Raw genomic sequence first — 12988 nt, forward strand, 5'->3', positions numbered from 1 at the left:
AGTGGAGAGGGAAATGAAGGAGACCGGCGCGGCAGCAGTTCTAGCCTTGGTTCTCGCGTTCGGCGGCGCGGCACATGCCGACACCGTCCGGGTGGGTTTCACTCCGGAACCTTACCCGCCCTTTTTCTTACCCGATGCGACAGGCAAATGGGGCGGATGGGAACTCGAGATCGTCGACGCGCTCTGCGTGGAGGCCAGGCTCGACTGCGTTCTCACTCCGACCGCGTGGGATGGCATCATCCTCGCCCTGACGGTCGGGAAGATCGACATGATCGCCGCCTCCATGTCGATCACCGAGGAGCGGATGAAAACGATCGATTTCTCCGACCGCTACTACAAGAGCCCAGTTGTCGTGGTGGCAGCCAAGGAGACGGACATCGGAGCGACGGCGGAAACCCTCAAGGGCAAGATCCTCGGCGTCCAGGTGTCCAGCACCCACGAAGCCTACGCGCGGAAGCACTTCGCCACGGCCGTGGCCGAGATCAAGGGCTACCAGACGCAGGACGAGGCTTTCCAGGACCTCGTGGCGGGACGGGTCGACGCGGTTCAGGTCGAAGCGATAGCCGCGGAGGGGTTTCTCGGTTCGGACCCCGGAAAGGCCTGCTGTGAGGTGAAGGGCAACGTCCCGGACGATCCGGAGTTGCTCGGGCTCGGAGCGGGCTTCGGCTTCCGGAAGGAAGACGACGCGCTCAGGGAAAAGGTCAACGCCGCCATCAAGGGCATCCGCGAAAACGGCAGGTACGGCGAGATCTCAAAGAAATACTTCACCTTCGACATTTACGGCGAGTGAGGAGCGTTAAGGCTGTGGTATCTGGCATTTTGCGTTCCATCGGAATGTCCAGAAACCGCTGGATTCTGGACATCTCAATCTGACCGCTCGGTAGTCGGCAGTGGGTCAAATCCGCTGGTTCCGGTGAAGGTCCGCTTCCGGGTGCAAATTTGAGCCGGGAATGTCCGACTAGGGTCAAGGGCGTGAATTCGAACGAACTTCCGTAACGGTCGAACCAGATCGTTCAGAAATGTTTTGACGTTAGAGCATCACGGTCCCCGCTGGCGTGCGGTCCCTACCAGCGCACGAAAAGCCGCCCGCCGAGCGCGCCGAGCGTGGCGAGGATGGCAATCGCGATCGTATACCAGGTGGCAACGAAGAGCGGCGAGTCGTCGAAGCAGTGTGCGGCATAGAAGGTTGCCGCCAGCCCGCCGGCGAGCAGGCCCGCCACGGTGCCGGCAAGCACCGGCCGCGTCGGCGCGCCATAGCGCAGCACCGCCAGGAAGACGGCAAGCGGACCGATGCCGATCAGCGGAATGAAGGTCAGGCAGATAACCATGTTGCTGCCGACCAGCCGCCTGCTCCAGTCGGCCGCAGGCACCGAAAGGAGTTCCAGCCCCACCGCTACGGCCACCAGCAGCGGTGCGGCAATCATCAAGGCTGCCGCCCTGCTCGTCGCTGCACCGGGTGTCGACAGGGCGCGGATCAAGGCGAAGGCGCTGACAGCCAGAGCCATCGTGAACACGAACTTGGCAACGAAACGCGTCGTATACATGGCGGTGGCGATGTCGGTGCGTGGGCCGATCGCCAGCCAGAACACCACCGCCGCGATCAGTGTAGCCGCACCTGCGCCTATCCACCAGGCCGAGCCAAGCGGCATCGCCGTGCTGCGGACATCGGCGTCGAGCGCCTTGATGAGATCGTCGGTCCTCATGTCATTCCCGCCTGAACTGCTTGGCTCCGAACCGTTTGGCAATGGCTGCGAGACCGCGATGCAGCGACACGCGCACCGCCGTCTCGCTGATGCCGAATCTCACTGCCGTCTCGCCGATGGAGCGGCCTTCGACCGACACCGACGAAACCACCGAACGCTGCGCCGGCGGCAGGCCATCCAGGGCCCGGTTGATGTCACGCCCGCTGACCGTTTCGGCCTCCGGTTCGGCGAAGGTCTCGGCGATCTCGTCGATCTCGATCTCGATGCGCCGCCCGCGCCGTCGAAAGGCATCGATCAGCTTGAAGCGCGCGATGGCGTAGACCCAGGGCAGCACAGGTAAATCCTGGCGCCAAGTATGCCGCTTCACATGAATGGCCAGCAAGGTTTCCTGCACGACATCCTCGGGATCGACCCCGCCCTGAACGATCTTGCGCCTGATGAAGCCGCGAACGAGGGCAGCCGTCCGGCGCAGAAAGTCGGCGTAGGCCCTTTCATCTCCGGCGATCGCGGCCCGCATCAGCCGGGAAAGCTCGGCCTCGTCCTTGCCGGTCACAAGAGTTCACTCCCCGATAATTCGCGCCTCGGCGCTGATTTGTTACGTGGCCGGCGAAATAATGTCCAAGCCAAATTAAGGACTATCACGAAGGTTTCACCTCCGGCGGCCGATTGCGCAGCGCATCAATGTTGACTAACCCGATCAGGAATTGATAGTGCAGCCATGCTAAATCAAAGACCATCGAGATCGAGCGGGGTGACGTCCATGAAACATGCTCTTTCCGTCCTTGCCGGAGCCACAGCACTTGCAATCAGCCTGGTCGCCAGCCCGGTTATGGCCCAGGACAGCGGCATCGTCGTCTACAATGCCCAGCATGAGAGCCTGACCAATGCCTGGGTGGAAGGTTTCACCAAGGAAACCGGCATCAAGGTCACCGTTCGCCACGGCGGCGACAGCGATTTTTCCAACCAGATCGTTGCCGAAGGCGCCGCCTCGCCGGCCGACGTGTTCCTGACGGAAAACTCACCCGCCATGGTGCTGGTCGAGTCATCAGGCCTGTTCGCGCCGGTGGACGCCGACACGCTGGCGCAGATTCCCAAGGAGTACCAGCCGGCCAGCGGCAAGTGGGTGGGCATCGCCGCGCGCAGCACCGTCTTTGCTTACAACAAGACCAGGCTGAGCGCCGAGCAGTTGCCCAAGTCGCTGCTTGAACTCGCCGATCCGAGCTGGAAGGGACGCTGGGCCGCTTCGCCGTCCGGCGCCGATTTCCAGGCGATCGTCAGCGCGCTTTTGCAACTTAGGGGTGAAGCCGCAACGGCCGACTGGCTGAAGGCGATGAAGGAGAATTTTACCGCCTACAAAGGCAACAGCACGGTGATGAAGGCGGTCAATGCCGGCGAGGTCGATGGCGGCGTGATCTATCACTATTATTACTACGGCGACCAAGCCAAGACCGGCGAGAACAGCAGGAATGTCGGGCTGCATTATTTCAAGAACCAGGATCCGGGCGCCTTCGTCTCGGTTTCCGGCGGTGGCGTGCTGGCCTCCAGCAAGCACCCGAAGGAAGCCCAGGCCTTCCTGAAATGGGTGACCGGCAAGGGTGGTCAGGACGTGCTGAAGACCGGCAATTCCTTCGAATACGCGGTTGGCAAGGGCGCGGAGTCCAATCCGGCGCTGGTGCCGCTGGCCGATCTGCAGGCGCCGAAGGTCGACGCGACGACGCTGAACTCCAGGAAGGTGACCGACCTGATGACGGCAGCCGGCTTGCTTTAGTTCGCGTTCGTCCTAAAACGGCAGCCGACTGCGCTCCTGCGGGAATTCGCTTCCGCAGGAGCGCTCTGTTTTTCGAGGTGGCATTCGTCCATGACGACAAGCTGCGTTTTTGGCCGTGTTTGCGGCTCTGTGATCGTTTCCGCCACCGGGCGGCAACAGCTCGGCGTCTGAGCTGATGCTGCCTGCGGCCGACCTTGCACGTTCAGGCTTGCCGACCGGCGTGGCGGCTGGGCAATGGAGGCGCCGGCGGCCGATATCCTGGATTTCGCTCGCCGCCATCCTGGTCTCACTGTTCTCGCTGCTGCCGCTCGCCTTCATCATCTGGATTGCCGTGCAGACCGGCTGGGAAACCGTATCGGCATTGGTCTTCCGGCCACGTGTCGGCGAGCTCCTGGTCAACACCCTGCTTTTGGTGGTGCTGGCGGTGCCGATCTGCATTGTGCTCTCGGTGGCGCTGGCCTGGCTGACCGAACGCAGCAGCCTTCCCGGTGCCCGGCTGTGGGCCTGGCTGTCGGTGGCGCCGCTCGCCATCCCCGCCTTCGTCCACAGCTACGCCTGGATCACCCTCGTGCCGGGACTGCACGGGCTGTGGGCCGGCGTCCTGGTTTCCGTCGTCGCCTATTTCCCGTTCCTCTATCTGCCGGTGGCGGCAGCCTTGCGCCGGCTCGATCCTGCTCTCGAAGATGCCGCGGCAGCCGTCGGCCTCGGGCCATGGCGCGTGTTCCGGCGGGTCGTGCTGCCGCAGCTCAGGCTCGCCATCTGCGGCGGCTCGCTGCTGGTCGGCCTGCATCTCCTGGCCGAGTACGGCCTCTACGTGTTCATCCGCTTCGATACCTTCACCACGGCGATCGTCGACCAGTTCCAGTCGACCTTCAACGGCCCCGCCGCCAACATGCTGGCTGCGGTGCTGGTGACATGCTGTTTCGTGCTGCTCGGGATCGAAGTGCTGGTGCGCGGCGAGGAGCGCTATGCCCGCGTCGGCTCGGGCGCCGCTCGGCAGCAGCAACGCACAAGGCTCGGCCGCGCCACCATCCCGTGCTTGGCTCTGCCCGTTGTCACCGCGCTGCTGGCGCTCGGCGTGCCGTTCGTCACCATCGGCCGCTGGCTTGTGGCCGGCGGCGCCGATGTCTGGCGCCTCGATGAGATCGGCCTGGCGCTCGGCCAGACCCTGTTCCTGGCGCTCGCCGGCGCCCTGCTCGCCACTATCGCCGCCATGCCGATGGCGTGGATTTCGATCCGGGCACCGGGGCCGCTGCAGCGCCTTCTGGAGGGCTGCAACTACATCGTCGGATCGCTGCCCGGCGTCGTCGTGGCGCTGGCGCTGGTCACCATCACGGTGCGCATCGCGCTGCCGCTCTATCAGACCCTGTTCACGATCCTCGTTGCCTATGCGCTGATGTTCCTGCCGCGCGCCCTGATCAGCCTGCGGGCGTCGATCGCCCAGGCGCCGGTCGAGCTCGAACGCGCCGCCGCCAGTCTCGGCCGGCCACCGCTCAGGGCGCTGTGGTCGACGACGATCCGCCTGTCGGCGCCGGGTGCCGCGGCGGGCATGGCGCTGGTGGCGCTCGGCATCATGAACGAATTGACCGCCACCCAGATGCTGGCGCCCAACGGCACCCGCACGCTGGCGATGGCGTTCTGGGCCCACAGCGGCGAGATCGACTATGCGTCCGCCGCACCCTACGCGCTGATCATGGTGGCGATGTCGCTGCCGCTGACCTGGCTGCTCTACGTCCAGTCGAAGCGGATGGCCGGACGATGAGCTTCCTCGAACTCGCCGATGTGCACAAGCACTACGGCCCGGTGGCCGCACTGGCCGGCGTCGACCTCAGCGTGGCCAGCGGCAGCCGCACGGCGATCGTCGGGCCGTCCGGCTGCGGCAAGACGACCTTGCTGAGGTTGATCGCCGGCTTCGAAGCGCCGGACCAGGGTCGCATCGTGCTCGACGGCGAGGTGCTGGCCAATGGCAGCGCCGCCGTGCCGGCATATCGGCGCGGCATCGGCGTGGTGGCGCAGGACGGCGCCCTGTTCCCGCATCTGAGCATCGCCGCCAATATCGGTTTCGGCATGCGGCATCACCAGGACAAGCGCAGCGAGCGTATCGCCGAGCTCGCCTATATCGTCGGGCTCGACAAGGCGATCCTGAAACGGCGGCCGCACGAGCTCTCAGGCGGCCAGCAGCAGCGTGTGGCGCTGGCCCGCGCCATGGCCATGAAGCCGCGGCTGATGCTGCTCGACGAGCCGTTCTCGGCGCTCGACACCGGCCTGCGCGCCTCGATGCGCAAGGCGGTGGCCGAGCTTCTGGAGACCGCCGGCATCACCACGATCCTGGTCACGCACGACCAGGCCGAGGCGCTGTCCTTTGCCAGCCAGGTCGCGGTGATGCGCGACGGCAAATTCTCGCAGGTCGGCACGCCGCGCGAGCTTTATCTCAAGCCGAAGGACCGGATGGTCGCCGAATTCCTCGGCGACGCCATCATCCTGCCGGCCAGGATCGCAGACGGCTTCGCCAGCTCGCCGCTCGGCCGCATCGCCGTCGACAGCACCGAGCGGCGCGATCTCGTCCGCATCATGCTGCGGCCGGAACAGGTGCTGTTGAAACGGACATCGCGCGAAGGCATGTCGGGCACGCCGGACATGCTGTTCGGCGAGGTGACGGAATCCGAATTCGCCGGCTCGATGTGCACTATCGCGGTGCGGCTCTTGAACAGTCCCGATCCGCCGGACGCAGCCGCGATCGGCAACACGCCACTGGTCCTGCGCAAGCCGGGCATGGACACACCGACGGTTGGCGAGATCGTCCGGCTGACGGTGTCGGGCAAGGCGCATGTGTTCGCCTGAACGGTCTTGCGTCTCGCGCAGTTCGCCGATCAGGCCGACAGGCCGGCTTCAATCGACCCGCTTGCCAGCCTGATCGAACCAGTGCAGCTTTTCGGCAATGGCCACGACACGCAACTGGTCGCCGGGCTTTGCGGTGGCGCGCCCTGAGACGCGCACGATGATACGGCTGCCGGCTGCGGCGCAGTGAAGAAAGCTTTCGGCCCCGACCGGCTCGACCGCTTCGACTGTCGCCGGCAGGACGAGCGCACCGGGCAGCGCCTCCGCATTGAAGGTGACGTCGGCATCTTCAGGGCGAAACCCCAGCGTCACGGCTTGTGTTCCGGGAGCCGCAAAGCCGATCGCGGTTCCGTCAGCCAGCATCGGGCCTGAGGAACTTCCGGTCAGCGCCAGAAGATTCATCGGCGGCGCGCCGATGAAGGAAGCGACGAAGATCGACGCCGGCTTTTCGTAGATGTCGAGCGGCGCGCCCGTTTGCTCGACCAACCCGGCGTTCATGACAACAAGGATGTCGGCCAGCGTCATCGCCTCGAGCTGGTCGTGGGTGACATAGACCGAGGTGACGCTTGCGCTGCAAGTTCTTGATCTCGACCCGCATCTGCCCGCGCAATTTGGCATCGAGATTGCTGAGCGGCTCGTCGAACAGGAAGACTTTCGGATTGCGCACGATGGCGCGGCCCATGGCGACACGCTGGCGCTGGCCGCCGGAAAGCTCGCGCGGCCGGCGGTCGAGCAGCGCCGAAAGCTCCAGCACCTTGGCGGTCGAACGCACCCTGCTGTCGATCTCGTCCTTCGGCGTGCCGCGATTGCGCAGGCCATAGGCCATGTTGTCATAGACTTTCATATGCGGGTAAAGCGCGTAGTTCTGGAACACCATGGCGATGTCGCGCTCGGTCGGGCCGATGGCGTTGACCACCTTGCCGTCGATGGCGACCGTGCCGGCGGAAATGGTCTCCAACCCGGCGATCATCCTCAGCAGCGTCGACTTGCCGCAGCCGGATGGACCGACCAGCACGCAAAGCTCCTTGTCGGGAATGGCGATGGAGACCCCCTTCACGGCTTCGACGCCGCTCGGATAGACCTTCTTCACGTCCTTCAGATCGACGGTCGCCATCAGCTTCTCACTTTTCGGATTCGACCAGGCCGCGCACGAACCAGCGTTGCATCAGCACCACCACCAGGATCGGCGGCACGATGGCCAGCATCGCGGTGACCATGACCAGGTGCCATTCGGTATCGGCATCGGCAAAGGAAACCATCTTTCTCAACGCGATGACGATGGTGTTCATGTCGTTGCTGTTGGTGACCAGCAGCGGCCAAAGATACTGCGTCCAGCCGTAGATGAAGAGGATCACGAACAGCGCCGCGATATTGGTGCGCGACAATGGCAACAGGATATCGAAGAAGAAGCGCCATGGCCCGGCGCCGTCGACGCGCGCCGCCTCGACCAATTCGCCCGGTATGGTCATGAAGAACTGGCGGAACAGCAGCGTCGCGGTGGCCGAGGCGATCAGCGGGATAATCAGGCCGGCATAGGTGTCGATCATGCCGAGATCGACCATTACCTTGTAGGTCGGAAGAATGCGCACTTCCACCGGAAGCATCAAGGTGATGAAGATCAGCCAGAAGAAGGTCATGCGCAGGGGAAAGCGGAAGAACACGATCGCATAGGCCGACAGGATCGAGATGCAGATCTTTCCCACCGCAACGCCGAGCGCCATGATCGTGGTGTTGAGGAGCAGTTGGCCGACGCTGACACCGCCGATGCGGCCAATGCCGCCGAACAGCGCCTCGCTGTAGTTGTTCCAGAGCTGGCCGCCGGGCAAAAGCGGCAGCGGCGGCCTGAGGATCGTTTGCAGCGTGTGTGTCGAGGCGACGAACGTGTAGTAGATCGGGAAAGCCACGATCAATATGCCGAGGATAAGCACGGCGTGGGCGATGAAGGTGCGGAGCGGGGACTGGCCGATCATCGCCGCCCTCAGCCGTAGTGGACTTTGCGTTCCACGTAGCGGAACTGGATAGCGGTGAGCGCAATGACGATCGCCATCAGGATGACCGACTGCGCCGCCGAGTCGCCCAGGATCAGATTGACGAAGCCGTCATTGTAGACCTTGTAGACCAGCGTCTCGGTCGCCTTGCCCGGCCCGCCGCCGGTGACGGCATGAACGATGCCGAACGTGTCGAACAGGGCATAGACGGTGTTGACGACCAGCAGGAAAAAGGTGGTCGGCGCGAGCAGCGGGAAGACGATGGTCCAGAAGCGCTTGGTCTCGCCGGCGCCGTCCATGGCCGCCGCCTCGATCAGCGTTTTCGGCACTGCCTGCAGACCGGCGACGAAGAACAGGAAATTGTAGCTGATCTGCTTCCAGGCAGCCGCCGACACCAGCAGGATCATGGCATGGGTGCCGTTGAGCAGCGGATCCCATGCGATGCCGAGGCTTCTCAGCAAATACGCCAACGAGCCGATCGAAGGATGGAACAGAAACAGCCACAGCATGCCGGCAATCGCCGGCGCCACGGCATAAGGCCATATCAACAGCGTGCGGTAGAGGCCTTTGCCGCGCACCGCCTTCTCGGCCATGACCGCAAGCAAAAGGGCCACGCACATCGCGACGATCGCGGTCGCAAGCGAGAACACCACGGTGACCTTGATCGAATTGAGGTAGGCCGGATCGGCCAGCACCTTGCGGAAATTGGCAAACCAGACGAACCTGGTCCTCAGCCCGAACGGATCCTGTCTGAGCATCGACTGGTAAAGCGCCTGACCGGCCGGCCAGTAGAAGAAAACCAGTGTTATGGCGAGTTGTGGCGCCACCAGCAGGTAGGGCAGGATCTTGTTGGGAAAGACGACGCGGGGAGACAGGCTGATTTCCTTCGCTATCTCGGGAGACGCCCACGCGAGCTCGCGTGGGCGATATTCAAACAGACACCAACCGAGAATATCTCGTCAGTTCTCCAGCGCTTCCTTGATTGCGGCGTTGCCGCGCGTGACCGCGTTGTCAAGCGCCTGCTGAGCGGTTTGCTGGCCGGCCAGCATCTTCTCGAACTCCTCGTTCTGGATATCGCGCACCTGCGGCAGGTTCGGCAGGCGCACGCCCTTCGAGTTGTCGGTCGGCGCCTTGCCCGTCATTTGCAGGATGGGTGTCTCACGGCCGGGGTTCTTGTCATAGAAGCCCGATTTCTTGGTCGCCTCGTAGGCAGCGAGCGTCACCGGCAGGTATCCCGACTTCTGGTGCAGATATTCCTGCACATCGGTCTTGGACAAATAGGCGAAAAAAGCCGCGACGCCCTTGTATTGCTCGTCCGACTTGGCGCCGAACACCCACAGGCTGGCGCCGCCCGGCGTGGTGTTCTGCGGTGCGCCCTTGGCGTCGCTGTCGTAGGGAAGCTGGCCGATGCCGTAGTTCATGCCGGACTTGACGATGTCGCCGAGGCCGCCCGACGATTCGGTGAAGATGCCGCATTCGCCGGCAAGGAAGATCTGCTTGGCTTCGGAGGTACGCCCGCCATATTTGAAGGTGCCGTCCTTGGCGAGGTCTGCGAGCGCCTGGAAGTGGTTGACGAAAATCGGCGCGTTGATCTTGAGTTCGACATCACCGCCGGCCAGACCGTTCTGCTGGGTCGCCCACGACACATCATTCCACGCCGCGAAATTCTCCAGATGGATCCAGGTCAGCCAGGTCGACGTATAGCCACAAGGGGCGGCGCCGCTCGTCTTGATCTTCTTGGCGGCTTCCCACACCTCATTCCAGGTCTTGGGCGGATTGTTCACGTCGAGGCCGGCCTTCTGGAAGATATCCTTGTTGTAGTAGAGGATCGGCGAGGAGGAGTTGTAGGGAAAGGACAGCATGGTGCCGTCCGGCTTCGAATAATAGCCGACGATACCGGGCAGGTACTGGCTCTTGTCGAAGGTCATCCCGGCACCGGTCATCACCTCGGCCACCGGCTTGATCGCACCCTCGGCCGCCATCATCACGCCGGTGCCGACGTCGAACACCTGGAGGATGTCGGGCGCCTGGCCAGCGCGGAAAGCGGCGATGCCGGCGTTCAGCGTCTCCGGATAGGTGCCCTTGAACACCGGAACCAGTTCATAGTCGCTCTGGCTGGCGTTGAAATCCTTGGAGATCTTGCCGACGACCTCGGCGTTGGCGCCGGTCATGGCGTGCCACCAGCTGATCTGCGTGACGGCGAAGGCGGAGGTGGTGGAAAGCAGGGTCAAGGTGGCGGCGACACCGGCCGCGAAGCCGAAGAACTTCATGTTTCATCTCCCGTTTGTCATTGGCGAAAGGGGCACTCTCGCAAAGCCAATATGTGCCGCCCGTGACAATTGGACAACGGTTTTGTTGCGGACCGATGAACTTGATTTCCACTTAAAGTAGCGCACGCTTCCGAATAGGAGCCGGTGGAAAGGAATTGCCAAGCCGGCTTACGAACAAACCGGCAATAATCGTCGGCGCCTAAAAGCGCGTCGCACCCTCGGTTCAAGCCCGAGGGCATGCTTTTGCGCGACATGCATTAGTCCGACTTGCCGAGCGCCGTCTCGACCAGCCGCTTGGCGTCCGGGCTCGACCATTCTGCCGGGCCGTTCATGTGGGCAATCAGGCAGCCTTCACCGTCGATCAGCATGGTGACCGGCAGGCCGAGCGCCAGGCCGCGTGTCTTGAGATCGTTGAACAGCGCCATCGTCGAATCGCGGTAGTAGCCGAGCGCCTTGACGCCGGTCTCCTCGAGGAACTTCTTCGGCTTGCTGTCGTCGCCGGCATCGACATTGACCGCGACGACCTCGAAGGCATCGCTGCCCATTTCGTTCTGCAGCGCGTCGAGCGCCGGCATTTCGGCGCGGCAGGGCGCGCACCATGTCGCCCACAGATTGAGCAGCACCGTCTTGCCGGCATGGTCGGCGAGCGTCATCGGCTTGCCGTCGGGGCTGTTGAAGGCAAGGCCCTTCAGCGATTGCGGCGGATCGGCCGGCAAAAGTGCTGCAACCTGGCCGGTGGCAGCCGCCGCGACCGTCTTGGCGCGGTCGGCCTTGGCGGCGCAGGCGACATCGTCCTTGCTGTCGCCAACCGCGACTTGAGCGGGGGCGTTGTTGCCAGAACCGCTTTCGCTGACATATACCGCGACCGCGCCGGCAAGCACGCCTGCCACCAAAGCGGCGAGGATGAGGCGCGGGGCCGGGAAAAATCGATTGCCGTCTGCCATTTTTTAAAACTGCTCCGGAGCACGGGTTATAGCGATGAGCGACAAGAAGGCCAGCAACCAGATGTGGGGCGGACGTTTTGCCTCGGGTCCGGCCGCGATCATGGAAGCGATCAACGCGTCGATCTCGTTCGACCGCAAACTCTACGCGCAGGACATCCGAGGCTCGATCGCCCATAGCGAGATGCTGGCGCAAACCGGCATTATTTCGGCGGCCGACCAAGAAAAAATCGCTCACGGGCTGAACACGATCCTGGCAGAGATCGAAGCCGGCACGTTCGAGTTCTCGACCAGGCTGGAAGACATCCACATGAATGTCGAGGCCCGCCTTGCCGAGCTGATCGGCCCGGCTGCCGGCCGCCTGCATACCGCCCGTTCGCGCAACGACCAGGTGGCGGTCGATCTCAGGCTATGGGTCAAGGACGAGTGCTTTCGCGTCGCCGAGGCGCTGAAGGGCCTGATCACGGCGTTCCTGGAGCGGGCCGAGGAGCATGCGGCAACGGTGATGCCGGGCTTCACCCACATGCAGGCGGCGCAACCGGTAACCTTCGGCCATCACTGCATGGCCTATGTCGAGATGTTTTCGCGCGACCTGTCGCGTGTTCGCGACGCTATCGAACGGATGGACGAAAGCCCGCTCGGTGCGGCCGCGCTTGCCGGCACCAGCTTTCCGATCGACCGGCACCAGACGGCCAGGGCGCTCGGCTTCCGTGAGCCGATGCGCAATTCCCTCGACAGCGTTTCGGACCGCGATTTCGCGCTCGAGTTTTTGGGGCTGGCGGCGATCTGCGCGACGCATCTGTCGCGACTGGCCGAAGAAATCATCATCTGGTCGACGCCGCAATTCGGCTTCGTCAGGCTGTCGGACTCATTCTCCACCGGCTCCTCGATCATGCCGCAGAAAAAGAACCCCGACGCCGCCGAGCTGGTGCGCGGCAAGACCGGCCGCGTCACCGGCCATCTGGTTGGCCTGCTGACTGTCATGAAGGGCATGCCGCTGACCTACGGCAAGGACATGCAGGAAGACAAGGAATCCGTGTTCGACGCCGCCGAGACGCTCGACCTGATGCTGGCGGCGATGACCGGCATGGTGCGCGACATGACGGTGAATGCCGCCGCCATGAAGAAGGCCGCCGGGTCAGGCTATGCGACCGCGACCGATCTCGCCGACTGGCTGGTGCGTAGCCTCGGTCTGCCGTTCCGCGAGGCGCACCACGTCACCGGCCGCGCCGTGGCGCTGGCCGAAGAGAGGAAAATCGGGCTCGACAGGCTGCCGCTGGAAGACTTGCAGTCCATTCACCCCGGCATCACGACGGACGTGTTTTCGGTGCTTGCCGTGCAGAACTCGGTGAAGAGCCGCACCAGCTTCGGCGGCACCGCGCCGTCGGAAGTGAGGAAGCAGATCCGATACTGGAAAAAGCGCATTGCGAGGGCGTGATGCCGGGGTGCAATGCCGGAAAAACTCCGCTAAAAGCGGCGG

At 63.7% G+C, this 12988-nt stretch carries 11 protein-coding genes and 1 pseudogene; 5 read left to right on the forward strand and 7 right to left on the reverse strand.

The features are described 5' to 3' along the window. Window positions 1-13 precede the first annotated feature (13 nt). Entirely contained in the window at window positions 14-790 is a 777-nt protein-coding gene (locus AC0L17_RS07705) for a transporter substrate-binding domain-containing protein (protein ID WP_473515376.1), read from the forward strand. A gap of 274 nt (window positions 791-1064) precedes the next feature. Here AC0L17_RS07705 and AC0L17_RS07710 read toward each other — a convergent pair whose 3' ends face one another. Next, window positions 1065-1703 (reverse strand): NrsF family protein, encoded by a 639-nt coding sequence (locus AC0L17_RS07710; protein ID WP_473515377.1) that lies wholly within the window; start codon window positions 1701-1703, stop codon window positions 1065-1067. A 1-nt stretch (window position 1704) separates the two neighbouring features. Continuing rightward, on the reverse strand, window positions 1705-2256 hold the full coding sequence (locus AC0L17_RS07715) for a sigma-70 family RNA polymerase sigma factor (RefSeq protein WP_473515378.1): 552 nt from the start codon (window positions 2254-2256) through the stop codon (window positions 1705-1707). 207 nt (window positions 2257-2463) lie between these two features. Between AC0L17_RS07715 and AC0L17_RS07720 the strand changes: the two genes are divergently transcribed. The 3 genes from AC0L17_RS07720 to AC0L17_RS07730 all read left to right on the forward strand — a co-directional run bounded on the left by AC0L17_RS07720 (window position 2464) and on the right by AC0L17_RS07730 (window position 6312). After that, on the forward strand, window positions 2464-3471 hold the full coding sequence (locus AC0L17_RS07720; RefSeq protein ID WP_473515379.1) for an iron ABC transporter substrate-binding protein: 1008 nt from the start codon (window positions 2464-2466) through the stop codon (window positions 3469-3471). 175 nt (window positions 3472-3646) lie between these two features. Beyond that, on the forward strand, window positions 3647-5233 hold the full coding sequence (locus AC0L17_RS07725; protein ID WP_473515380.1) for an ABC transporter permease: 1587 nt from the start codon (window positions 3647-3649) through the stop codon (window positions 5231-5233). Then, window positions 5230-6312, forward strand: a complete 1083-nt coding sequence (locus tag AC0L17_RS07730; RefSeq protein WP_473515381.1) for an ABC transporter ATP-binding protein — start codon at window positions 5230-5232, stop codon at window positions 6310-6312. The genes AC0L17_RS07725 and AC0L17_RS07730 overlap by 4 nt, the downstream gene beginning before the upstream one ends. A 48-nt stretch (window positions 6313-6360) precedes the next feature. Here the strand turns inward: AC0L17_RS07730 and ugpC are convergent. From ugpC to tlpA, 5 genes and pseudogenes are all read right to left on the reverse strand, one after another. After that, window positions 6361-7423: pseudogene (gene ugpC, locus AC0L17_RS07735) on the reverse strand (sn-glycerol-3-phosphate ABC transporter ATP-binding protein UgpC). Window positions 7424-7430: 7 nt separating this feature from the next. Continuing rightward, window positions 7431-8279 carry a sn-glycerol-3-phosphate ABC transporter permease UgpE gene (gene ugpE / locus AC0L17_RS07740; RefSeq protein WP_023797226.1) on the reverse strand — a complete coding sequence of 283 codons (849 nt, stop codon included), beginning with the start codon at window positions 8277-8279 and terminating at the stop codon, window positions 7431-7433. A gap of 8 nt (window positions 8280-8287) precedes the next feature. Continuing rightward, window positions 8288-9172, reverse strand: a complete 885-nt coding sequence (ugpA, locus tag AC0L17_RS07745) for a sn-glycerol-3-phosphate ABC transporter permease UgpA (RefSeq protein ID WP_473515517.1) — start codon at window positions 9170-9172, stop codon at window positions 8288-8290. 84 nt (window positions 9173-9256) lie between these two features. Further along, on the reverse strand, window positions 9257-10567 hold the full coding sequence (gene ugpB, locus AC0L17_RS07750) for a sn-glycerol-3-phosphate ABC transporter substrate-binding protein UgpB (protein WP_027153376.1): 1311 nt from the start codon (window positions 10565-10567) through the stop codon (window positions 9257-9259). Window positions 10568-10824: 257 nt separating this feature from the next. Continuing rightward, window positions 10825-11511 carry a thiol:disulfide interchange protein TlpA gene (tlpA, locus tag AC0L17_RS07755; RefSeq protein WP_128246101.1) on the reverse strand — a complete coding sequence of 229 codons (687 nt, stop codon included), beginning with the start codon at window positions 11509-11511 and terminating at the stop codon, window positions 10825-10827. Window positions 11512-11545: 34 nt separating this feature from the next. Here tlpA and argH point away from each other — a divergent pair, with 34 nt between their 5' ends. Next, on the forward strand, window positions 11546-12946 hold the full coding sequence (argH, locus tag AC0L17_RS07760) for an argininosuccinate lyase (protein WP_473515382.1): 1401 nt from the start codon (window positions 11546-11548) through the stop codon (window positions 12944-12946). The last annotated feature ends 42 nt before the right edge of the window (window positions 12947-12988 follow it).

Source organism: Mesorhizobium sp. WSM4829, from assembly GCF_055811475.1.